The following is a 23,678-nucleotide window of genomic DNA, read 5'->3' as shown; positions in this document are numbered from 1 at the left end:
GTTGTACTAATCAGTATTCTAATTTCGCACTTCTAACATACTTTTTTGACAGAGATTCATTCCATACTGCAGCAATATTGGGGTTTTGAGGATTTTCGCCCCTTACAAAAAGAAATCATAGATTCGGCATTAGAAGGCAAGGATACCCTGGCATTATTACCTACAGGAGGGGGCAAATCTATTTGCTTCCAGGTGCCGGCACTGGCCCTGGATGGCATTTGCATTGTGATCTCGCCTCTGATTGCACTAATGAAAGACCAGGTTGAAAACCTGAATAAAAAGGGGATACTCGCGGCGGCCATCTATTCGGGTATGTCGCGCAGGCAGATTGTGCAAACTTTGAAGAATGTTGCCTATGGGCCCTATAAATTTTTGTATGTATCGCCTGAGCGGTTAGAGACTTCCCTATTCCTTGAATACCTGCCAGCAATGCATGTAAACCTCATTGCTGTTGATGAAGCGCACTGTATATCACAATGGGGATATGACTTCAGACCTTCATACCTGCGTATAGCATCATTGAGAGACCACTTGCCAAATGTCCCAGTGCTTGCTCTGACGGCTTCTGCTACAGAAGAAGTGCAAAAGGACATTTGTAAGCAACTGCAATTCAAAACGCCCCACATTATCCGGCAATCTTTTGAAAGAAAGAATCTGAGTTACAGTGTTTTTAACGTGGATTCCAGACTGAACAAACTGGCGGACATCCTGTCAAAAGTTCCCGGAACGGCTATTGTTTATTGCAAGAGCAGAAGGCGGACAGTAGAAATCGCCAGCCTGTTGCAGATGCATGGGTTTTCAGCCCAGCACTACCATGCAGGCTTAACCAATGAAGAGCGGGCACAAAGCCAACAAGGCTGGATCGAAAATAAAATAAAGATCATTGTCTGCACGAATGCTTTTGGTATGGGCATTGACAAACCGGATGTGCGGGTTGTTGTGCATGTAGACATACCAGACTGCCTGGAAAATTATTACCAGGAAGCAGGGCGTGCTGGCAGAGATGGCAAGAAATCTTATGCAGTGTTGTTGCATGATGAAAGGGATATCCAGGAACTTTCGGAGTTGCATACCAAACGATTTCCCTCCTTTGAGCAAATTAGAGATGTTTATTATGCCCTGGTGAACTTTTTACAAATACCAGCTTACAGTGGCCTGGACATGAGTTATACATTCCGATATGAGACTTTTGTCAAGAACTTCAAACTTGACAGCTTTTTATCTTTGTATGCGTTAAAAGCGCTGGAACAGGATGGCTGGATCGACTACAATGAAAAGAGTTTTACGCCATCAACGGTTGTTTTCACTACTTCAAAACGACAGTTGTATGACTTTGAAAGAATCCACCCTGAATACGAACCCCTATTAACAACTATGCTGCGCACCTACGGAGGCATATTTGATTATCCATCCTTTGTTTCCGAACAGTTACTAGGCCGCTTGCTGAGAAAGCATGAAGATGAAATCAAACGGCTATTAAAAGAAATTACAGCCTATCATATTATTCAATACAACCCGCAGAATGATGAACCCCAGATCATCTTTAGAAGGAACCGTGTGCCAGCCAATGAGTTGACAATGGATCTTACTGCCTACAATAAACGAAAAGAGACATTTATCAGGCGAGCTAAAACAATGATTGATTATACCAGGTGTATTCACTGCAGAAGCAGTTTTATCAATCAGTATTTTGGAGACAAAGATAGCAGCGAGTGCGGTGTTTGTGATAACTGCCTGCGCCAGAAATCCTCAATTCTAAAAGCAGAAGAATTTGAGCAAATCACAGCTGTTATTATTAAGCATCTTTCCGATTCATCTTTAACATTGGCAGAATTAATGTTAAAGGTGGATAACATGAATAAGGAAAAGGTGCAGAAAACATTGCAATTTATGCAAAGAGAGCAAAGAGTTATAATAGACCCCAAGGGGCTGATATCATTAAACTAATAAAGAAGGAGCCCATTCAGTTCTGAATGGGCTCCTTCTTTATTAGTGATCAAAAGTGATCAAAATAAATTCCCTGAGAAGAAGAAATCTGGCCGTTCTTTGCTGGTATACTGGCCCAAAATAATTGTAGAAGTCAATGTACCTGTCAACCTGAAATTATCTGTCTCTAAATAGTCCAAAATCTCTCTCATACTTCCTTCTACCTGCCGCCCATATTCGTTTTGTCCTGTCCTTGTAAATTTAAAATACCCGTTGTTGTCTACTGTATAGGTATAATTATACTGAGCAGTCAACAGGTTGGTGCCCGGATAGGCATAAACATTCATATTCATTGTTCTATTTGTTGCATCAAAAACAAACTGCGTATAGGTTAAATCCAAATTATACGGTCCTGATTTCAGATTCGCCTTTACCGCATTGTATTTTGCAGTAAATGTAGCTGATTGATTAGGCAGTGGTTGTGGAGGAATGCTGATCACCTGGTAATCTGTCCCTCCTATCATACCTGCAAGAGAAAAAGAAACAATGGTAGAAGTTTCATTCGCGAACTCAACTCTCCTGCCACCTGAGTTGAAATAATAAAGCTGTTTTACATTATCCCATAAAAGGTCCTGAAAGGCATAAATTCCAATTGTAACCGTGTCTTTAAAGTGTAGGCCGGTCAAGGTATAACTAAATGGAGTTTCAATTATTGAAGAGAGGTTTCCACTTGCTGAGAAATTGTAGAAAACCACCTTTCTAAGGAAAAGGTTAAAAGAAGGAACGGATAATAAATTACTTGAAGCAACGAAATATAAATATTTATTCTTATCCAAATAATTCGATGTAAAATTTCTAATAGTTTTTAATCTTCCCTTGTTAAATGCAGAATCAATTTCTACCTGGGTTGCCTTTATCATTACAGCTTCACTTTTATTAAAGTTTCCTTTTAATATAATAGTGTCGCCTGGTGTAGTTTTTACAAAAGAATAATCAAAGTCGGTACCCCATCCAAATCCTTGTTGAAAAGTTGGACTGGTACTAACTTCAAAAGTTGGGTCGGCAGGAATATGTAGGTAACTGTACGTATCAAAATAAATGGAGGGGCGCTGAACTGCTTTCAATCGGTATCCGCTTTCCTTTGGCGTCGCAGACATTACTGAATCATAATCAGACACCATGGAAACTCTATTTGCATCGGTGAATTTCATAAAATAAGTAAAGCCTCCCACATCAATCTCCTCAGATTGCAAACCATGGGGGTAAACATACACTTTCCAACCCGGAGCTTGTGCTAACGCTTGTTGAAAACTGCTTAAAGTTTGAGAAAGCCGTTCGTCAGATGTTTGATCAAAAAGATTGTCTGTTTCTTTTGTACAGCTGCCAAAAACAACTGCTAATCCTAAGATATAGAACAGAATATATTTAGACATACAATGAGTTTATTATAAAAAATAATGACGTCTTTATTGCCATCATGATCATTCAAGTAGCAACCCAACAAAATAGGCAGAAGGATCTTGCTGTGGCGTAAATACCGATCGCAACTGAAAATCTTTATTCGGGTCTTTATACCAATCTATTCTGAATTTATTATTACTAAAATAATTGAGTAAAGGAGCAATGCCCGACTGAATAATCAGGCCATTAGAATTGGTTCCGACATATTTAAAGCTGTAAACATTGCCACCATCCTTTGTAATAGCATACACAAAATGTGCTGCTGATAAAGTATCCCGGCTTGCATTCCGATAAAGTGCAGCAAGAATTATCGTATCATCTGCACTAAAAAACATATAAGTTGAATCAAGTAGCTCACGTCCCCCAACTCCTTTTAGGCCTAATTTGGCCTGGTTATACACTTGTATAAAACCTGGAGATTGAGGCAAAAGTTTCGGAGATGAAATGCTTACGAGTGAAGAAGAATATGCCTTCTCAAAACCAAAATAAGCTTCAATAGCAGGTGGTGGACCAGCTAATTTATTAATAGCATTCTGGGTTCTTTGCTGTAAGCGATAAAAGTCGATATTCCATGACTGTTTGAAATAAGAAACCACAATTTCTTCTTTTCTGCGGAGATCTGCCTGTGCTTCGGGATTGGTGATCGAAGCAATCATTTCTTCGTAAACCTCCTTGCCATTAACTAACATTATAGATACCATCTCAACAAAGTCCTCGTCTGGTCCTGACATGGAATAAGCTGTTATGAACCCGTTCTCCCTGGCCTCTTCTTCGCTAATATTAAACCAGGTAGCAGTATATCCTGTCGAGATACTTTTATATTCAACAGGATAAAGTATATTCTGATGTAAGATATGGGCAAACTCATGCTCAATCGTATGCAACATTCTTCTCAACTCGATGATGTTACTTTGATCAAAATTGTTGATTGTATATAAAGCAATTTTGTTCCCACCTTCTGCCTGGCCCAAAAGTATCTGGCCAAAATCGTATTGAGGACTCCCTACCAGGATAAATTCCTTTGGCGCATATTTCTTGATAAATAAATCACTGCCTGTCTCCTGTGTATATGGATCAATCCATATTCGCTTTACAGCCGTCATTACCGGAATCACTTTGTTTTCATCGGGCGGCACTAAAGTTTTATCCAGTTGAACCTCCCAAGGATCCCAACGGTACTTTGTTTCAATGTTGTACGTTTTTGTAAGGCTGTCGTAAAGCCATTTGTCAATAGCGCCTTTCGTCCAGGTTTCCCCACCTAAGGTATCAGGTAGCGGACCATCCAGGTTTTCTTCTTTTTTGCAAGATGCAAGAACAAGCAGTACACAAAAAATGGCAGAAATTTTATTAATAAGTTTCATCTGTTTACTTTATTTTTCTAAATGTCAGATGGAATTAACGCGGGTTTAAAGGAATACCAGATAAACTCGCCTCCTGTGGTATTTGTAATACCCTTCTGAAATCATTGGCGCTAAGTGGAATTCTTAACCCATCATCTGTTGTATGTACAATTGGAATTTTTAACCGAAGAATATCAAACCATCTTAGCCCCTCGTGCATAAAGCTAACCCTTTTAAAGTCCAATCCTGCACGAACCAAGGCCCCCATGGTATCTGTTGGCATTTTGTAATAGTCCACAACCTTCTTTGCAGTAAGATCATGCTGGGCACTATTGTATGCTCTTATATTTTTACTTATCCAGGCATTTAAATCGGCTAATGCTGCAGGATAGTTTTTCAATCTTGCATAAGCTTCAGATCTATTAAACAAAACTTCTTCGGCAGTGAGCAACGGAATCGTATTATACGGATCGCCTATATCTGCATTGATACCGGCACGCACGAAATGTTCGTAAAATTTAGGAATGTTATAGTACTGAACGCTGCCATAGATATTATACCTAATTGCATAAGCGCCTCCTGTTACATTTTGACTAAGGAAAAGTTCATTCAATAAATCGCTTCCCAACCCGAAACGATATAAAGGATAACTACGACCCCAAATTGAATTAGCTTCCTGTAATAGAATATTGGCTCTTTCTGAGGATTTAGTGTAAATGGCCTGTAAGTCAAAATATTGCAAATCACTGTACGAAGTATTCCAAAAACGCAGGTTTTCAGCAGCACTCCCAGAAAAAGCCTGTTCGGCATGTGCTATTACCTGAGGATAGTTACGTTTAAAAAGGTAAAAACGTGATGCAAATGCGTGTGCAGCTCTTTTTGTAAAATGAAATTTCGGAGCATTGCCGTAAATGCGTTCGTCAATTAATGGAATGCCGTCCAACAAATCCTTTTCAATCATATCATAAACATAAGCGACTGTTTTGCGGTCATATTTAGCAAACACTTGCGTTTCGGGTGTAGTTACATAAGGAATGCCCTGATCGGAAGAAGCCGTCGCAGGGTCATAAGCCTTTGCAAATAGGGTCACCAGCATAAAATGAGCATAAGCTCTTGCTACCAGAGCTTCACCACGCTGCGCTTTAAATGAGTTTTGATCCGTTGCATCATTAATAATTTGCAAAGCCTGATTGGCTACAGCAATGGCTTTATAACAGGAATCCCAGTAAGCTTCGGGAGAATCTAATTCCTTGGATTGCACATCCTGAAACATATAAGACTGCCTATTGATCAAATCTGATGGATCGCCGGCACCTCCCCCACCCTTATCTTCTGCATTGTCTGACATAGCTTCGCAGAATAAAATATAATTAGCATGGGGGTAAGCAGTAGTCAATAACAAAGTAACCTGGTCGGGAGCTGTAACCTCAGTCCGGTTATCTGGCGGTTTTTCCAAGAACTTTTTGCAGCCTGCCAAAGGCAGCATGCTGATTAAAAAGATATATGTTAGTATTCTTTTCATATTGTTACCGGTTTTTTTAAATACCTACTTTTAAAGAGAGGACAAATTGCTTGTTTATTGGAAGAGCGACACCGCCTGCATTAAAAAATTCAGGATCCTGCCCTTTTAGTTTCGCATCCGAATAGATCAACCACAAGTTGTTTCCTACTAAGTTGACTGACAAAGAGTTCAGTTTGATCTTTTGCAAAACACTTGTGGGCACATTGTACATTAACGAAATTGTTTTCAGCCTAACATAACCACCGTCTACCACACGAGCTGTTGAAAAGTTGTAGTTATTGTAAGGATAAGCACTGGCATTATTCAAATCTCTCCTGGTATACAAATCTGTAATGGAAGGGATATTGGTTATTTTTTCATCACCAGGTAACGTCCATCGGTTTTTAAATTCTCCGGGCAAGGCACTTAAATCTGAATATGTGCTGCTGTATACAGGCGTTAACCTTATTTTATTTCCGAATTGATACGTAATTAAAAAATTCAGGGTGAAGTTTTTATACCGGAAAGTATTGCTGAACCCGCCAGATAAGGTAGGGTCCACAGGTCCTTCGTATTTTAAGTAGGATGTAGTATCACTCTGTAAATAAATAGCATAGCTGGTATCGCCTTTTTCGTTGGTTACAAACTCGGCTACGCCATTTTCGGGATTTAAACCAGCAAACTTTATAGAAAATAAACCACGCACGGGGTAACCTTCCTTAGCACCACCTTCGGGTTTTACCAGGTCAAAAATGGTAGGGTTGTTTTTTGCATTGGTAATTTCATTTTCATTATATCCAGAGGTCAGGTTAGTACTCCACCCCCAGTCGTTATAATTGAAAATTTTCCCGCCTATGGTCAATTCAAGCCCATGTGATTTTAAATCTGCAAAATTAGCAGCCTTATACACCTCACCACCTATACCTGATGTTTTTACCAAACTGATTAAATCAAAGCTATTCCGGTTGTATGCATCTGCAGTTATGTTCAGCCTGTTATTGAATAGTCCTATGTCGAGGCCAATATCAGCTTCATACTTCTTTTCCCAGGTAAGGTCTGCATTTTCCAGGTTCTGCAGGGAGATAGCGGCCTGTGCATCTGAAAGATAAGGCCTCTTAGTCAGATCTGATTTTAAAACTACTGTGGAGTTGGTGGCACTACCATAACTCGCATTTAGGCCATAGCTACCTCTTAATGTCAGATAACTAATCGAATTAACATTATCCATGAATTTCTCCCTGTCTACATTCCATTTTCCCGATACAGTCCAGGTAGGCAACCAACGTGCTGATTGTGACTTACCAAGGCGGTTAGAACCATCCTCCCGCACAGTACCATTCAATGTATATTTTCCCTGGTAAGAATAACTGGCATTAGCAAAAAAGCCTACAAAGCGATCGTATTCATTACCCATGCCATAATAGGCGAAATTATTTTCCAGTGTTTGTTTTAATATACGATAATCAACAAAGGGAACACCACCATTCTCGTATTGGTAACCATAACCTGTATTGGATGCGCTCTGCCTATCTGCATATTTAACCTCCTGACCAATTAACGCAGATACCTGATGGTCATTGTCATTAAAAGATTTTGAATAGTTAAGCACGTTTCTAAAAGTGTAATTCACTAACTGGTCTTCTGCACGGTTATAAAATCCACCATAGGGCAGCACCACTACTGGAGGCAGGCTTGGATTGTCCGGATCGCGGTAGAGGAATTTATTTCTTTCAGCTACAATTGAATTGGGTGCAGCACGGTAGGCTTCCGCCATGTTGGAGTTTTCCTTAATTTGATGTTCCCTGCTTGACTTTACAAAACGCATCGCACCAAAAAATTCATAGCGCAGATCGGGGGTAAATTTATAAGATGCGTCTGCCTGTAATTTAAGATCAAGTACATTCAGTTTGATATAATTATTATCCAGCTCATTAATGATATTAAAAGGCGCAAAATTCATTTTGAAATATTCCAGGTTTCCGTTTTCATCGTAGGGCGTTAAGGCACGACTTGTATTTAAGGCATAACTGAAAGGATTGATATCGAAATCACGGTCATATGCACCTTCCACAGGATTGCTCACCCTACTTACAGTGCCTGGTGCAGTTTGCTGCCTTACGGAACCTGTAATAATAAAGCCTGCAGCAAATTTGTTTGAGAAATTATAGTTGTTGCGGAAATTAGCCGTGTACCTGTTCACTTTATCTGCAATGGTCCAACCCCCATCATGATAAAAGCTGGTGGAAAAATAAGATTGGGCCTTTTCAGTACCGGATGAAATACTCAAAGCATGTTCCTGAGTCAGAGAGTTGCGGAACAATATATCAAACCAATCGGTATTAACTTTGGCGTACCGACTTAAAAAAGCACGCCTGCCTTCGGGGGTATTTTCCACTGCAAACCTGCCGGTGGAGTCGGGTGTACGGATCAATTCATCCATTTTACCATAAACTCCAGTATTCGGACTATTTACCAAGTCTGAAAAAGGCAAGAAACCTTTACGTTCGATTTCCGCATAAACCGACATCTGGTCTAATGAATTCATGATGTCGTAATTTTCATAAGTAGGCTTCAATTGATAGCTAAAATTGCCTGTGTAAGAAATGGAAGGCTTGCCGGCTCTTCCTTTTTTTGTAGTAATCACAATAACGCCATTCATTGCCCGTGCGCCATAAAGTGCAGTAGCCGCAGCGTCTTTCAATATGTCAAATGTTTCAATATCGTTTGCATTCAAACCGGCAACTGCTGAACCCAGCAGTGTGTTTGGATCGCCCGATGCCAATTGATCATTGGAAACATTCACCACATCTTCCAATACTACGCCATCAACTACCCACAACGGCTTGTTTTCACCAGAAATTGAGGTAGCACCCCGGATGCGTATTTTAGGTGCTGCGCCAAACGTACCAGACACATTTTGAATCGAAACACCTGCCGCCCTACCCTCCAGCATGCGACTCACATCGATAACTCCTTCAGTTTTTACTTCGCCAATTGTCAATTTTGTAGCTGCACCAGTAAACTGGCGCTTATTGATTCTTTGAAAGCCTGTAACCACAACATCCTGCAAGGTGCTTGACTCTCTTTGTAAAACGATATGCGGCCGAAGCAACTGTCCCCTGCTCAACTGAATTTCCTGTGTTTCAAAGCCAACACTACTGATTACCAATGTTGCATTTTGTTTTACACCATTTAAGACGAATTCGCCGGATGTATTCGTAATTGCTCCATTCTTTGTACCCTTTTCTGTTACAGAAACGCCGGATAAACCCTGGCCTATACTATCCGTTATCCTACCGCGGATAGTAGTATCTGCAAAAGCGGATTTCCAATTGATCTCTTTATTGAAATCATCAATTTCAGATTTAATCGATAAGCTACCATGCTGCTTTTCATGATTAACAAGTTTACGTTCCGGTGAATTGGAAAGCGCCTGCAAACCCCAAAAAACAAGAAAAGCTGAAAGCATTAGCTCAAATAAAATTTGCCGGTACGGCAGCCGGGGATTGGTTCCGCCCAATGCTTTTTTTGTCATAGCGTCATTAATTAGTAATGAATATAGTTTTTTAGTGTTCTCATTCATTAGCACATTGTATGCTGTAATAATATCTGAAGCAGGATTTATGGTTACGAGACAGTTTGCTTCCGGCACATCACTGTTTGCAGATTTTATCCAGGTGTCAACTTTCACCCAATCACACAACCATAACAGGCAAAGCAATTTATTCAAACATCATCCGTGTCTTTCCGGAAATCGCAATTGGAAAATGATATTATCCTGAATTCATTAGCTCCATAGAGGAGACAGGTTTTCATAACGGATCTCATGACAATAACCACTTTTCCCGGATCAATCTCAATATACGTTAGGTTATCAATATTAGTAAATTTTTAACCACTATTAATCATTGATTGCAAAAATGTTCTGCTTGATGACTTGTCTCAATTTTGATTGGGTGGAGCAGGGAGGCTGTAGGGGAAGAAAGTATTCTTTTGAAAGGTTTAGGAACGAAGGAGGCATACTGTTGTCATACTCTAGGTATACTGATGGTATGCTTCAGGTATACTTGAGGTACGAAGGATCCCTACTTGAAAACTGGAGCTGGGAGAGGACAAAAGCGGCCATTTCCTGCCATTTTCTGCCAAATCGGCCATAAGGTTTTTGCTTGTGGGTGGGGCGGAGTAGCTTTAGGGTATAAATGGATGAGCTATATGGAACAGGTCTATATCAATAGTAAAGAAAGGGTGGTGATCAAGGATGGCAAGAAGGTACCTAGACTCTTGTTGGGCATGATCCGGGGCTCGATTGGGAAGTGTTTTGTGGTGAAGCATTATGGGAGCAGAGGGGAGCCTGGAAGGGGGTATGGAAGGCAGTAGGCCATTTTTGTTGTCTTCAGTTGAGCATTACTGTTAGGCTCATGCAAATTGGCAACGGGTAGAACTTGAAAGTTTAAGAAAGATCAGGTAAATCAACAGGTTGAGATGCTCATAAGGAAAAAAAAAGCCCCTTGTAGAAACAAAGGGCGTCTAACGATTGCTTGCCATATGAAAAGAGATCAAAATAATTTTCAGGCTGGTTACACAGCTTTTGTAAAACGATCCGGGTTCTGTTCACTATATCTTTTCGCTCTCGTTTTGTTTCACAAATGTAGGTTCGAAATCAAGCCTGTAACCAACAACTTTTTTCCTATACAATCATGCCAAAAGCCACTGACTTCCTCTAAAACCCTTTGCTGTCTTCATTTTTACGGTCACTTTCTATTATATCCAACTCATTTTTTACACTCCTATCAACATAAGGGATCAATAATTTCTGTGCAAGAAAAGGTCATGAGCGGGGGTTAGTCTACCAATATCCATCTAAAGGTGCTGTAGTTTCATACCCCATATATTCATCGGTACGCTGCTCTCTTTCTTTTTGATCTTCCTTATCTGATTTTGTAAGTGCCTTTATGGCCGCTGCAGCTGCTAATCCGCCGATCACATACAAAGCAACAGAAAGCACTTTCGTTTTTGAACTCCGGTTTGAATAGCTATTATCAAGTCCCATATATTTAGGCAGGAACAAAGTACCTAAACCTGAAGCAGCCCCAAGGATGACACCACGAAGAAAGACATTCTTCGGTTTGCCCGCTCCTGCAAGGCTATAATAAAGGCTGTTCAATACAATATCACCGGCAAGAGCCCAATTGCGCAACTGTTTTTGTGAAGGCACAGGTTTATTGGCTTTGTGTAAAGTTTTGGCAAGGACCTGCATGCCCAGCTTGTCCTGACGGGGCGCCTGGCTGTCTGCTTTTCTTACCAATTCGTGTACAACGGTTAGTGCACATGCTCCAGCAAGTCCACCAGCGAATGCGGTTGATGTTTTCATTTCAAATATTTTATATTATCAACTGTCTGTTATCATATCTATAAATAAAATGCCAGCCAGCAGAGCTGGTCAAATAGAGCAATTTTTATGCTGAAAGCTGTTATTTAAGCAACAAACTTGGCAATTTGTAAATATTTATGCCCAGTTTCCTACTCTTATTGAAAAGTGGCACGCATTGTCAACTGTTGGCGCATGGATGAAAAGAGCAGGCCAGGAGGCAGTTGTCCGGTATAATGACACTAAACGGGATCCCGCCAGGACAGGAGATAAGCGAATCGTTTCTGTTTGGGTTTCCTATTTTTACCGCATGATCAAGGAACAAGAATTAAGACTCGGGAATTTTATACTACAAAAGATAAATAACAGGATCAGTATGGTACCATGCACTTTTGAGCATTTTGACCTGCTGTCGAAGGGGGACGCCAAATTGCTCTTCCCGGTAGTATTGAAATCTGAATTACTGGAGAAATACGGATTTATAGAAAATAAGGACTATCCACTTGCACCCAGTGCAAGGGAGTTCATTTTGACACTCCCCATTATTGGCAATAATAAAAACGAGATTTTTGCCTATATAAAAAGTAATGGGGAGTGCTTTGGCCGTGCAACTGTCAATGGCTTACCTGCCAGCAACAACTTTTATCACTTACATCAATTGCAGAATCTTTATTATTTCCTAACAGGTGAAGAACTTAAGACTGGCCGCTAAAAAGTAACTTTTTTAAGAAGGACAATTACACCTATTATTTGTATTCAGTTTGTAATCTATTGATCAACTCTGCGACCAGGGCAGTCCAGCCGGTCTGATGACTTGCACCAAGGCCAGAGCCCGTGTCGCCATGGAAATATTCATAGAATAGTAGCAGGTGCTGATTTTCTGGCTTTTGGTAGAAAGGGTTATATTTTCCATGTAAACGCCGATTTCCATTTTCATCTTTCTCAAATAAACTGATAATACGGCGGGTCAGTTCGTCTGAGATTTGTAAAAGATTCAATCTATTTCCGGAACCAGTTGGATATTCTACCATTAAACTATCCTGGTAAAATTCGCCATACCGACGCAAAGCCTGGATAATGAGGTAATTGATCGGTAGCCAAACAGGCCCACGCCAGTTAGAGTTACCACCAAACATATCAGAAGTAGAATCACCAGGTTCATATTGAATGGTATGAGTATAACCAGTCAGGTAAAAAGTGTAGGGATGCGTTTCGTGATACTTTGACAATGCCCTGATACCCCCAGGTGATAAAAATTCCTCTTCATTCAGCAGCCGTTCCAGAAGATGTAACAGGCGCTCTTTCCTGATCAGGGAAATCAATGTGCTTTCTTTTTTCCCATGTTCTTCGTATGGCCAAAAACGATTATTTTTTAAACGGTAATTTTCAAACCACTTAAAACGCTTTTTGAAATCAGAGAGCTTATCAAAGATCTTTTTTTCAATTATAGAAACTGCAAAAAGACTGATCAAACCTACAGCAGACTGGATGCGTAACTGTTGGGGCTCATGGCCTTCAATGAAAATGGCATCATAGAAAAATTTATCTTCATTGTTCCACATATAGTGAGCATTCAAGGCCTCGGCAATAAGCACAAAGTGTTCAAAAAACTTAGTAACGGAATCTTCGAATGAAATGTCGTGTTCCGCAATCTCCAGAGCGATATCCATCATGTTTAAAGCATACAGGCCCATCCAACCTGTACCATCGGCTTGCTCCAACTGCATGTGCTGAGGCAATTCCAGATTCCGGTTAAATACGCCAATGTTATCTAGCCCCAGGAAACCACCTTGAAAAATGTTATTACCATTGGAATCCTTCCGGTTGATCCACCAGGTAAAATTGATGATCAACTTCTGGAAAATCTTTTTAAGAAAAATAATATCGCCTTTCCCGGTTTGCTTTTTTTCCATATGATACACCTGAAGGGCGGCCCATGCCTGCACAGGAGGATTCACATCACTGAAGTGCCACTCGTAAGCAGGCAATTGCCCATCAGGTTTCATGTACCATTCCCTCATAATCAACTGCAATTGGTTCTTGGCGAAAGAGAAATCAATCATTGCCAGTGCAATACAATGGAAACCAAGGTCCCAGGCTGCGTACCAGGGATATTCCCATTTATCAGGCATAGCAATTATATCCTGGTTTTTCAGGTGATGCCAGTCCCAGTTGCGTCCATTTTGTTTCTGACGGTTTACCGGCGTAATACCATCGCTTGTATTTAACCATCTTTCAATGTCATAATGGTAATATTGTTTGCTCCAAAGCAAACCAGCTATGGCTTGCCGCTGTATATTGGCCAGGTCTTTTGAGCAACCTTTAGGACAAAGGGAGGCATAAAAGTCATTAGCTTCTTGCTTGCGGACGGAAAAGATGGTTTCGAAATGCGGTGGAAAAGGAACATCATGCATTTGCTTACTTAGCCGGAAATAAATTGTTTGGGTTGCCCCTCCTTTAATTTTTAAATGATAGACAGGAGAAAACTTTGTTCCTGATTTTTTCTGCTCCAGTATGTCCAAATTTTCGCCTTTGATGATAGCATTGTGAAAAGCATCTTTTGTAAAAAGCGACCGGTTGGTTCTTCCTGTAACAATCTCCGTATTGGTTTCATTTTCTGTGAACAGATAGTGTTGGGCCAGAGGGAAATAAAAATAGTATTCGCCCAATCGATGGTAAGTTGCTTTTACGGAATGCTCAGTTTGTAGTGTAATGGATGGTTTTTTTTCATTGGCGTTGTATTGCCACCGATTATAAAACCATAGTGTAGGCAAGACAGTAATTACAGCAGGCTTATGATAGCGATTCTTAATTTCTAACTTAATGAAAATATCTTCCGCATTTTCTTTTGCATAGGTAATCAGCACGTCAAAGTATTCGTTATTATCAAACAAACCGGTATCCAGAATTTCGTATTCAGGCTCAAACCTGGTACGATTGCGGTTTTCTTTGCGCAATTTGTGGTAAGGAAATTCCTGTTGGGGATATTTGTACAAATATTCCATATAATAGTGAGTAGGCAGATTATCGAGATAATAATACAATTCCTTCACATCTTCGCCGTGGTTGCCTTCACTATTTGCTAGTCCGAAGAGTCGTTCTTTTAGTATTTTATCTTTCCCATTCCAGAACGCAAAAGCAAAACAAAGGTTTTGAAAAAAGTCGGAGATGCCAGCAAGTCCGTCTTCGCCCCACAGGTAAGTGCGACAATGTGCATGGTCGAAAGGGAAGTAATGCCAGGCATCGCTATTGCTACTATAGTCTTCCCGAACTGTTCCCCATTGCCGCTCGCTCAAGTAAGGCCCCCAATGTTCCAAGGGAATTTTCTTATGATAATTGATTTCGAGCCGTTTATGTTCTTCAGTCATTTTTTGTAGTCTTTGGTTAACATTATCTTTCATACAAACACAGCAGTATGCTCGTGCAATAGTTGCAAGAGCAATAATGGAACCAATCTCAACTATACAGGAAAACACTCAGGAGATCCCAAAACGATCGGCCTGGCAAAGGTTAATCCTGGAATAAAAGATGATGATTAAAAATATCCCTGTTACCACAAACACATTGGCACAATCTTGCTGCTTGTTTTACTAAAGCATCATGCTTTTTATTCCACCAAAAGTGCATTTGAGTCATTCCAAATCAAATGAGCATTTAAATGAACAGGGATCTCCCATTTAAAGAACCAGGGCGCTTATTGATCTTATTGCTTTCACTTATTCTTGTCAATAGTTTATATAATCAATTTGCATCTCATCAAATTGATTATAGTACCTTAAAACGAGATGTCAAATCATCCGGAATGTTTCTGATAAAGCTAAATAAAGTAAGCAAAACACAACTTTCAGCTTTCCAGGCAATCTCAGTTACAAGTTTCACATTGGTAAATGCAGATAATGAACAGGACATTCAAACCTTAAGTAATGGAACAACCCTAAACCTGGCTACCCTGCCCAGCAGAAATTTAAATATACGAGCTAACACTAGCCCGGTTCAAGTACCAAGTGTAGTATTTAACCTGAGCGGCAGGCAAAGCACAACAAAAACTGAAAACATAATACCTTATGCATTGTTTGGTGATAATAATGGCAATTATAATTCATGGACACCATCAGTTGGCTCTTATACGTTGAAAGCTACACCCTATTCAGCAACAGGCGGAGGAGGAACGGCCGGCACCGCCTTAACCGTGAATTTCCAGATCGTAGATAATAACGGCGGCGTCATTACAGGGTCTCTCAAAAAATGGCAGCCAATTACAATTGATTTTACAGGTCCTCCATCGAGCCAAAGCAGTGTATCGCCAAATCCTTTTCTTGATTATAAACTTCAGGTGACTTTCTCGCACGCAGCTACCAGTAAAACTTACAATGTGCCTGGATTTTTTGATGGTGATGGAAAGGGCGGAGCAAGCGGTAATTGCTGGAGGGTGAGATTTAATCCTGATGAAAGCGGGACATGGAAATATGCTATTTCTTTTAGAAAAGGGACGAATGTTGCAATTGACCTCAACCAGTTGGCAGGATCGCCAGTCAGCATAGATGGTGCCACCGGTAACTTTACGATTGCTCCCGCAGATGCCACTGCTCCAGGCTTTCTCAGGCATGGCCGGCTTGAATATTCAAATGGACTCTATCTGAAATGCCAGGATGGTTCTTATTGGATCAAGGGTGGAACAAACAGCCCTGAAAATTTTATTGCGCTCCCGTTTTCCAATCATATTATAGATTGGAAAAGTGGCGACCCTGACTGGAATAATGGCCAGGGTAAGGGAATCATCGGAGCCCTTAACTATCTGGGCAGCTTCAATGTTAATTCAATCTATTTCATGCCCATGAATATTGGTGGTGATGCACAAGATACCTGGCCATTTGCAGGACCAATTGTTAAATCAGGAAGTTCGGGCAATGATAATGTACATTATGACATCAATAAGCTTGCTAAATGGGAACAAATATTTAGTCATGCTCAAAAGAAAGGCATCCTGTTGCATTTCGTCCTGAATGAAGCCGAAGCTGCAAACAAGCAGGAATTGGATAACGCAACACTGGGCAAAGAACGCAAATTGTTCTACCGTGAATTGATAGCCCGCTTTGGTCATCACAATGCCCTTGTATGGAACCTTTGTGAGGAATATAATTATCAGCTGCCCATACAGCCTTCTATGATTAAGTCATGGGCTCAGTATGTTCTGGATGTTGATCCATACAATCATCCTGTTACAGTACACAATTATGGGAATCCAAATACAGCCTGGACACCATTTTTAGGAGATTCCAGGTTCAGTGTAACCTCTTTTCAATATGCCGGGTCTACGGCCGGCAGAGGTGCCGAAGTGGAATCATGGCGTACAAAAACAAGTAATGCAGGCAGACCTCTTCCGATTTGCCTTGATGAATTAAGAGTAACTACAACCTCTAACATGATCATTCAGCGTAAGGAGATTCTCTGGCCAACCTATTTTTCAGGCGGCGCAGGACTCGAATATTATTTTGGAAGCCTTGATCAATCACTTCAGGACTTCAGGCCCTATGAACCGCTTTGGACGTGGACGTGGTATGCACGAAAATTTATGGAGGAAAATCTTCCATTTTGGCAAATGCAGCCAAATGACGGCTTATTGACCGCAGAATCAACCGCCTTCGGCGGAGGCCAGGTATTTGCGAAAACAGGCGAAGTTTATGCAGTGTACTTACCCAATGCATCACTTGGAGGCACCCTTAACCTTACGGGTGTTCCTGGCGTGTTTCAACAAAGATGGTATAATCCACGTACTGGTGCTTTTGAAGGATCCATGAAAACGGTAACGGGAGGAGGGAATATAAATATCGGGACTGCACCGAGCTCTAATACCGAAGATTGGGTCGTACTCCTTATCAATAGCGCTGTAATTGTTAGAAACAAAGAGATATTAAGAAATAAAGGCTCCTGATTGCTAATAACCAGGAGCTTTTTTGGTTTGCCCAATAACTATGCTTGTCCCTGGTTGCGGCCAACTTGTTTTTCTTTTGCCTTGCGCAATTGCTTTTGCAAAACTTCAACAGTATCTACAACAGCCTGCTCAAAAGAAGGGCTGCTTCTTTTTGCAAAGGGGTCATCGCCAGGCATTTCCAGTCTAATTTCACAATAATTACTTTCAGGGTTATTATCGGCGCCATGGAATAATACTACGTTGGCACGAATGATCTGATCCTTACTAATCAATTTATCCAGTTTTTCATGAATAAAGGCCTCCAGGTCGTTACTGGCCTTAAATCCGAGCGATTGAATAATTATGTCCATATGAAATTGTTTTACAGTTTAAGGTACAGAACTATTTTCGTACCAACAGGGGTGGCCGGGAATGATGAATTGGTTCTGGCGGAAGTGACAATAACTTATTCGTCAATCAAGAGAGTTTTACAAAAAATTAGGTTCCTACCTTTTATTTCTTTTTTTAAATAGTTAAATTGTATTATCGCAGATGTAATACAAAAATTAAAGTATGAGCAAGCCGCGCAGACTATTCGATTGTCTTGAAGAACAGCTAAACATGGGATCTGTGGAAACAGCGCTTGCCGCCAAGGAAGATGGCAAGTGGCGCAGATATAGCACAAAAGAAATCATCGACATTGTAGACAAACTGGCGGCAGGACTATTAGCATTGGGTATTAGCGGGAACGATATGTCTATTGAGGGACGGGATAAAATAGCCATTCTTTCAAAAAATCGCCCGGAATGGATATTTCTCGATCTTGCTGTACAAAAGACAGGAGCCATCCTGGTTCCGATTTATCCAACCGTACACATTAGTGACCTTGAGTTTGCATTGAATGATGCACAAGTGAAAATGGTCTTTGTCAATGATGCCGACATGCATCAAAAAGTTCAAAATGTACTCATCAAAACACCATCTGTTCGGGGCGTTTACAGCTTCGAGAAATTAAATGAAGTAAAGCACTGGAAAGATATTCTATCAGAAGGAAAGCATGAGCATTTTAAACATTTGACGTCTATATCTGAGCGTATTAATACTGAAGATTTATTTACCATTATTTATACTTCTGGCACGACCGGTACACCTAAAGGTGTTATGCTATCGCACCACAATGTACTCAGCAACGTAATGAGCACATTACCCCATTTTAATCTAAGCAAAAAGACCAGGGTGATTAGTTTTCTTCCGCTGAATCACATTTTTGAGCGTATGGTTACATACCTTTTTTTGTTTTCCGGCGCCAATATTTATTACCCTGAAAATCTCGATAATCTGGGTGATGCATTGAAGGACGTAAAACCTCACATGTTTACCACTGTACCCCGCCTGTTGGAAAAAGTTTATGAGCGCATTATGTCAAAAGCAGAAGCGCTTACCGGTGTCAAAAAGAAGTTATTCTTCTGGGCACTCTCGCTAGCCAATCAATATGACATCAAAAAACCAGGAAGTTATTCTTACCGCCTGCAGTTGCGATTAGCCAATAAAATTGTGTTTAGTAAGTGGCGGGAAGCACTGGGTAATGAAGTTCAGTTCATTGTTACAGGTGCGGCGGCCTGTCCTGTAAAAATGATCCGGATTTTTACAGCAGCAGGAGTACCGATACTGGAAGGCTACGGACAGACTGAAACATCCCCGGTTATTAGTGTAAATGGTTTGAAGCCTGAGCAAAGGATGTTTGGAACTGTAGGGCCAGTAATTGATGGTGTTCAGGTAAAAATTGCTGAGGATGGGGAAATCCTGTGCAAAGGCCCCAATGTGATGATGGGCTATTATAAAAGACCCGACTTAACAGAGGAAGCGATCAAAGACGGCTGGTTACATACAGGTGATATTGGCACCTTAGTAGATAATTTCTTTTTAAAGATCACCGATCGTAAAAAGGAAATATTTAAAACTTCAGGGGGCAAATACATAGCACCCCAGCCTATTGAAAATAAAATGGTGGAAGATCCTTTGATTGACCAAATCATGGTAGTTGGAGCAAATAAAAAATTTGCCGGAGCATTGATTGTCCCTGCTTTTCATGTTATGAAAAACTGGTGTAAAAGCAATGGCATAGATGCTCATAATAACGAGGATATGATTGTGCATCCGGCTGTAAAACAGCGCTTCAAAGAAATAGTAGATGAACTCAATAAGAACTTCAGCCAGGTAGAACAAATCAAAAAATTTGAACTCCTGCCTTATACCTGGTCGATTGAAGGCGGCGAACTAACACCTAATTTAAAATTGAGACGTAAAGTGATTATGGAAAAATATCACCTAATAATTGAACGAATTTATCAGTAATAAAATTTGGAGATTTGAAATCTCCAAATTTTATTCATCAAATTCCTCTTCCAAAATCATTGAATCTTTCCCGCTCTCCAGTATTATTTTCCTGGCGTTGAGGAATTTGGTCATCTTCCCTGTCATTCTGAACCTGTATGAATTCATCCTGGTTCTTTAACTGATGATCTGTTTGTGTAGGCTTCGGATATGCCTCAGGTCGTTGTTTTATGTCTTTATCTTCTTTCATAATTATTTTTTTAAGCAATGAATGGTTAAAGTCAATACGCCCCGGAACACATTGTTCGGGGCGTATTGAGTTGTCAATTAATAACTAATATCCGTTCTAAATCAACGGATTACATTCCGCCTTTGTCGCGTTTGGTGTCACTAGTTGTACTGCCTCTTCCAGCGTCTCCACTATCCATTCCTTTTCCACTGCCACCTTGCTGTGAACCCCAGCCAGAGCCAGAACCAGATTGTCTTCCACTTTGGTCACCGCTTTGAGTACCACTGGTACCTTGTTGGCTACCTTGCTGGCCCTGCTGAGAGCCACGTTGGGTACCCCCCTGTCCTTGCTGGGACCCCATGCCGCTTTGGCCAGATTGGGATTGGTCGCCTGTGTTAGAAGATCTGTTTTGATCTTGTCCTTGATTTTGATTTCTGTTTTCTGCCATAACTGTAGATTTTAAAGTCAAAAAAAATTAAGGGTAATGTTTATAATAAAAACATCGTGCCCAAATAAAAACATTGTGCCCATCAGCTTTTGACTTTAAGGCGGTTCAATTATTACAAATGCAGAGTTTTCATAAACTGCTTTAATGTAGAAGTAAATCAACAACTCACAAATAGTATATAAGGCATGAAAATCAACAGAAGAGTTTGAAAATCAATAGTGGAACCTAGTAAGCAAGTTGAAAAAACTGAACAAGAAGAACAAGCGATGTGCCTGTAAATATTTAAGAAATCACCTTACTCACGATCACACGCACTTGAAATAAAATCCTTTTAAACCTTCAAAAAAGCCCTTGTATATTCCTGTTTATACAAGGGCTTTTAATTTGTGTTCATTATTATTCAACAACATTCTGCCCGTCGTAATCACTGCCGCTTACACCTCTTTTAGTGGATAAACCGGAGCCTCTTGTTCTTACATTGCGACCAATAGATGCTCCAGATTCCAAATCAGAGATTCCCCTGTTTCCTGAAATCTGGTGTTTACTACCAGCATTTAAATCATCGCTGGTGGTTTTCATGTTTTTAGTTTTACGTTCGGGTTTTCTATTTTGATTTCTTGAATTTTCTGCCATAACCTATCATTTTAAAATGAAAAAAATATTGTTTTTCAAGTGAATGAATCATCAAGGTCACATTGAATTTACTACGCAAGCAGCCCAAAAAACTATGCCGTTTTGTACTATGTTTATCAAGTGAGGCATTAAATTCTTAAACCTCTTTCAGCTGCTGCAAAGGAAGGATAACAATAAATGCAGCGCCTTCATTTTCTTTACCTTCTGCATAGATTACTCCATTATGATTCTCTACAACTTTACGGCATAAAGCCAGCCCGATGCCTGTACCAGGATATTTGTCTTTAGTATGTAAACGCTTATAAATAGTAAAAATCTGCTCGGCGAACTCCTGGTTAAAGCCAATACCATTATCAGAAAAAATAATCTTACAGTAATCTTTACCTGCCCTAAGATTATGCTTCAACCGTTCATCTTCAGAAAGTACTGAGGTTTCAATTTTTATTACTGAGGGTCGATCCTGGGCAATGAATTTAAGGCTATTAGAAAGGAGATTATAAAACAACTGATTCATTTGAACTTCTACAGCTTCGACTATAGGAAGGTTATCCACCTGAACTGTTGCGCCCTTCTGTTGAATGACCACTTCAAGATCGGTCATTATGTGATGAACAACTTTATTGAGATCAACTGAAGTAAATTGTACAAACTCAGTTTTATTGATCAGTCGTGAATATTCAAGCAGGTCTTTGATCAGAATACTCATGCGTTTTGCTGAAAAACGAATCTTTTCAAGCCAAACCTGTTCATCAAATGATGACTTCGAAAAAATGCTGCTTTGCAGCTGATCACTGAAAATCAAAATTTTTCTAAGGGGCTCCTGCAAGTCATGCGAAGCTATATAGGCAAATTGCTCCAGTTCTGCATTTGACTTTTTTAAATTCTCATTTGCATTCTGCAATTCATGTGTTCGCTCCTGCACCATTTTTTCTAACATCTCTGCACTTTTTTCAAGTGTTTCCCGGGCCTGTTTCTGTTGGGTAATATCCATCATCATTCCAATCAAACGATGTGCAGCTCCATCATGGTTAAAAAATGACCTGCCTGTTGATTGTATCCAACGCAATTGTTTATCTTTTATACCAATAGCACGGAATTCTATAGTAAAATGGACATCAGCCCCTGGTGTCAGATGCTTTTGAAATTCTTTTAAAACGCTGTCACGATCTTCGGGATGAATTGCCTGCACAAAAAGATCATAATCAATGTGGTCATCCGTTGATAAGCCAAACATTTTCTTACAGTTGGCCGACCATATAAGGTCTCCGGTAATGGGGTAATAATCCCATGTACCCAAGGACGTTGATTCAACTGCAATACGGAGGCGCTCTTCACTTTCCAGTAAACTAGCCTCTGCTTGTTTGCGGTCGTGAATATCTATAGCTGTCCCAATGAAACCCTCAAACTGGCCGTTAGCCATTATACGTGGCACGCCTTTATAAAATAGCCAGCGATACTCTCCACTGGCAGATTTCATGCGGCATTCTAATTCATATGGCTTTCTTAACTCAATAGCATATGAAAAGACTTCGTTTACATATGCTTCATCTGCTGGATGCACCCTCTGCCGCCAGCTCTGACCAGTGAGTCCTATATATGATGTAAGACCAAAATAATCCAGCAAAGCCTTATTTGCATAAGTTACATTGGCATCTGCGCCTGCTATCCAAATAAACATCGGAGCCTGGTTTGCCAGTGAACGGAACCTCTCCTCGCTTTCTTTCAACTCCTGCTCTGCATTTTTTGCAGCTGTTATATCCATCATGCTACCCACCATCTTAACCGTTTGCCCATCTTCGCCTCTAATGGTATATCCCCGGTCAAAAATGTAAACATAATATCCATCCGCCTTCTTAAAGCGGTATTCAGCAGACCATTTGGTACCGCCATAATAAATGACATTATGAATAGAGTTGATCACCCTTTCTCGATCATCCGGGTGTATGTGGTTATACCAGAATTCAGCTCCTGTTTCTTCATTCTCGTACCCGAAAAGCTTCATAAATCCTGATCCCCACCATATAACATTCTTCTTCAAATCCCAGTCCCATACAGCATCATGCGTTGCATTGGCTACTGCACTGAACCGTTCGTTACTTTCCTTTAACCTTATTAAATTCCGATTTCTTTCGAAACTGTACTTTATGGATTTATATAAACGATCAGCCGTAATTTCTTCTTTCAGCAAAAAATCCTGCACGCCATTTTTTATTGCTTCAATGGCTATATTTTCATCATTCTTTGCTGAAAGAAGAATAACTGGTATGCTTTCAAATAAAGTCCGAATATTCAGATAAGAATCAATACCAGAACGCTCAGATTGGGGAAGGCTTAATAAAATAAGATCAATTGTGCTTTTATTCAGTTCATTTTTGGCTTCCTGAATGTCAGAAACGTTATATAAATGGCCAATTTTCAGCAGGCTAGACCGCAGCAACTTTCCTAGCAAATGAAAATCTGCAGGATTATCCTCAATAATTAGAATATTTATTGCATTTGAGTCAGTTGGCCTCATCTTCGTTTCTGG

General features: G+C 40.3%; 16 protein-coding genes. 5 read left to right on the top strand and 11 right to left on the bottom strand.

The window, feature by feature from the left end; genetic code table 11:
• The first annotated feature begins 45 nt into the window (after positions 1–45).
• Positions 46–1,947, top strand: coding sequence for a RecQ family ATP-dependent DNA helicase (locus OCK74_RS00855; RefSeq protein ID WP_279295081.1), 1,902 nt, complete (start codon positions 46–48; stop codon positions 1,945–1,947).
• A 59-nt stretch (positions 1,948–2,006) separates the two neighbouring features.
• On the opposite strand, the gene OCK74_RS00850 is transcribed toward OCK74_RS00855, so the two are convergent.
• Genes OCK74_RS00850 through OCK74_RS00835 form a run of 4 tightly spaced genes read right to left on the bottom strand, consistent with a single transcriptional unit; the run spans position 2,007 to position 9,958 of the window.
• Positions 2,007–3,359 carry a DUF4302 domain-containing protein gene (locus OCK74_RS00850; protein ID WP_279295080.1) on the bottom strand — a complete coding sequence of 451 codons (1,353 nt, stop codon included), beginning with the start codon at positions 3,357–3,359 and terminating at the stop codon, positions 2,007–2,009.
• Between the two features lie 48 nt (positions 3,360–3,407).
• Complete coding sequence (locus OCK74_RS00845; protein ID WP_279295079.1) at positions 3,408–4,748, bottom strand: zinc-binding metallopeptidase; 1,341 nt, start codon at positions 4,746–4,748, stop codon at positions 3,408–3,410.
• A 34-nt stretch (positions 4,749–4,782) separates the two neighbouring features.
• The gene (locus OCK74_RS00840; protein WP_279295078.1) at positions 4,783–6,249 is read right to left on the bottom strand and encodes a RagB/SusD family nutrient uptake outer membrane protein; all 1,467 of its coding nucleotides are present in this window, start codon (positions 6,247–6,249) and stop codon (positions 4,783–4,785) included.
• Positions 6,250–6,265: 16 nt separating this feature from the next.
• A complete protein-coding gene (locus OCK74_RS00835) occupies positions 6,266–9,958 on the bottom strand; it encodes a SusC/RagA family TonB-linked outer membrane protein (RefSeq protein WP_279295077.1) in 3,693 nt (1,230 codons plus the stop codon).
• A 482-nt stretch (positions 9,959–10,440) separates the two neighbouring features.
• Between OCK74_RS00835 and OCK74_RS00830 the strand changes: the two genes are divergently transcribed.
• Positions 10,441–10,605: a hypothetical protein gene (locus OCK74_RS00830; protein WP_279295076.1), complete on the top strand. Its 165-nt coding sequence runs from the start codon at positions 10,441–10,443 to the stop codon at positions 10,603–10,605.
• A 469-nt stretch (positions 10,606–11,074) separates the two neighbouring features.
• Here OCK74_RS00830 and OCK74_RS00825 read toward each other — a convergent pair whose 3' ends face one another.
• Complete coding sequence (locus OCK74_RS00825; protein WP_279295075.1) at positions 11,075–11,599, bottom strand: hypothetical protein; 525 nt, start codon at positions 11,597–11,599, stop codon at positions 11,075–11,077.
• Positions 11,600–11,795: 196 nt separating this feature from the next.
• On the opposite strand from OCK74_RS00825, the gene OCK74_RS00820 reads away from it, so the two are divergent.
• Positions 11,796–12,308 (top strand): hypothetical protein, encoded by a 513-nt coding sequence (locus tag OCK74_RS00820; protein ID WP_279295074.1) that lies wholly within the window; start codon positions 11,796–11,798, stop codon positions 12,306–12,308.
• Positions 12,309–12,342: 34 nt separating this feature from the next.
• On the opposite strand, the gene OCK74_RS00815 is transcribed toward OCK74_RS00820, so the two are convergent.
• A complete protein-coding gene (locus OCK74_RS00815) occupies positions 12,343–14,964 on the bottom strand; it encodes an MGH1-like glycoside hydrolase domain-containing protein (protein WP_279295073.1) in 2,622 nt (873 codons plus the stop codon).
• Positions 14,965–15,398: 434 nt separating this feature from the next.
• Between OCK74_RS00815 and OCK74_RS00810 the strand changes: the two genes are divergently transcribed.
• A complete protein-coding gene (locus tag OCK74_RS00810; protein ID WP_279295072.1) occupies positions 15,399–17,528 on the top strand; it encodes a DUF5060 domain-containing protein in 2,130 nt (709 codons plus the stop codon).
• A 38-nt stretch (positions 17,529–17,566) separates the two neighbouring features.
• On the opposite strand, the gene OCK74_RS00805 is transcribed toward OCK74_RS00810, so the two are convergent.
• Positions 17,567–17,878: an HPF/RaiA family ribosome-associated protein gene (locus tag OCK74_RS00805; protein WP_279295071.1), complete on the bottom strand. Its 312-nt coding sequence runs from the start codon at positions 17,876–17,878 to the stop codon at positions 17,567–17,569.
• A gap of 202 nt (positions 17,879–18,080) precedes the next feature.
• On the opposite strand from OCK74_RS00805, the gene OCK74_RS00800 reads away from it, so the two are divergent.
• Complete coding sequence (locus tag OCK74_RS00800) at positions 18,081–19,862, top strand: AMP-dependent synthetase/ligase (RefSeq protein ID WP_279295070.1); 1,782 nt, start codon at positions 18,081–18,083, stop codon at positions 19,860–19,862.
• A gap of 37 nt (positions 19,863–19,899) precedes the next feature.
• On the opposite strand, the gene OCK74_RS00795 is transcribed toward OCK74_RS00800, so the two are convergent.
• The 4 genes from OCK74_RS00795 to OCK74_RS00780 all read right to left on the bottom strand — a co-directional run bounded on the left by OCK74_RS00795 (position 19,900) and on the right by OCK74_RS00780 (position 23,666).
• Positions 19,900–20,091 (bottom strand): hypothetical protein, encoded by a 192-nt coding sequence (locus tag OCK74_RS00795; RefSeq protein WP_279295069.1) that lies wholly within the window; start codon positions 20,089–20,091, stop codon positions 19,900–19,902.
• Positions 20,092–20,200: 109 nt separating this feature from the next.
• Positions 20,201–20,518 carry a hypothetical protein gene (locus tag OCK74_RS00790; protein WP_279295068.1) on the bottom strand — a complete coding sequence of 106 codons (318 nt, stop codon included), beginning with the start codon at positions 20,516–20,518 and terminating at the stop codon, positions 20,201–20,203.
• 396 nt (positions 20,519–20,914) lie between these two features.
• On the bottom strand, positions 20,915–21,151 hold the full coding sequence (locus OCK74_RS00785; protein ID WP_279295067.1) for a hypothetical protein: 237 nt from the start codon (positions 21,149–21,151) through the stop codon (positions 20,915–20,917).
• 136 nt (positions 21,152–21,287) lie between these two features.
• A complete protein-coding gene (locus tag OCK74_RS00780; RefSeq protein WP_279295066.1) occupies positions 21,288–23,666 on the bottom strand; it encodes a PAS domain-containing protein in 2,379 nt (792 codons plus the stop codon).
• Between the last annotated feature and the right edge of the window lie 12 nt (positions 23,667–23,678).

It is taken from the genome of Paraflavisolibacter caeni, assembly GCF_025628885.1.
In the GTDB taxonomy this organism is placed as follows: Bacteria; Bacteroidota; Bacteroidia; order Chitinophagales; family Chitinophagaceae; genus Flavisolibacter; species Flavisolibacter caeni.
Note: the sequence above shows the minus strand (reverse complement) of the source record. Positions and strands in the feature narration are given on the sequence as shown.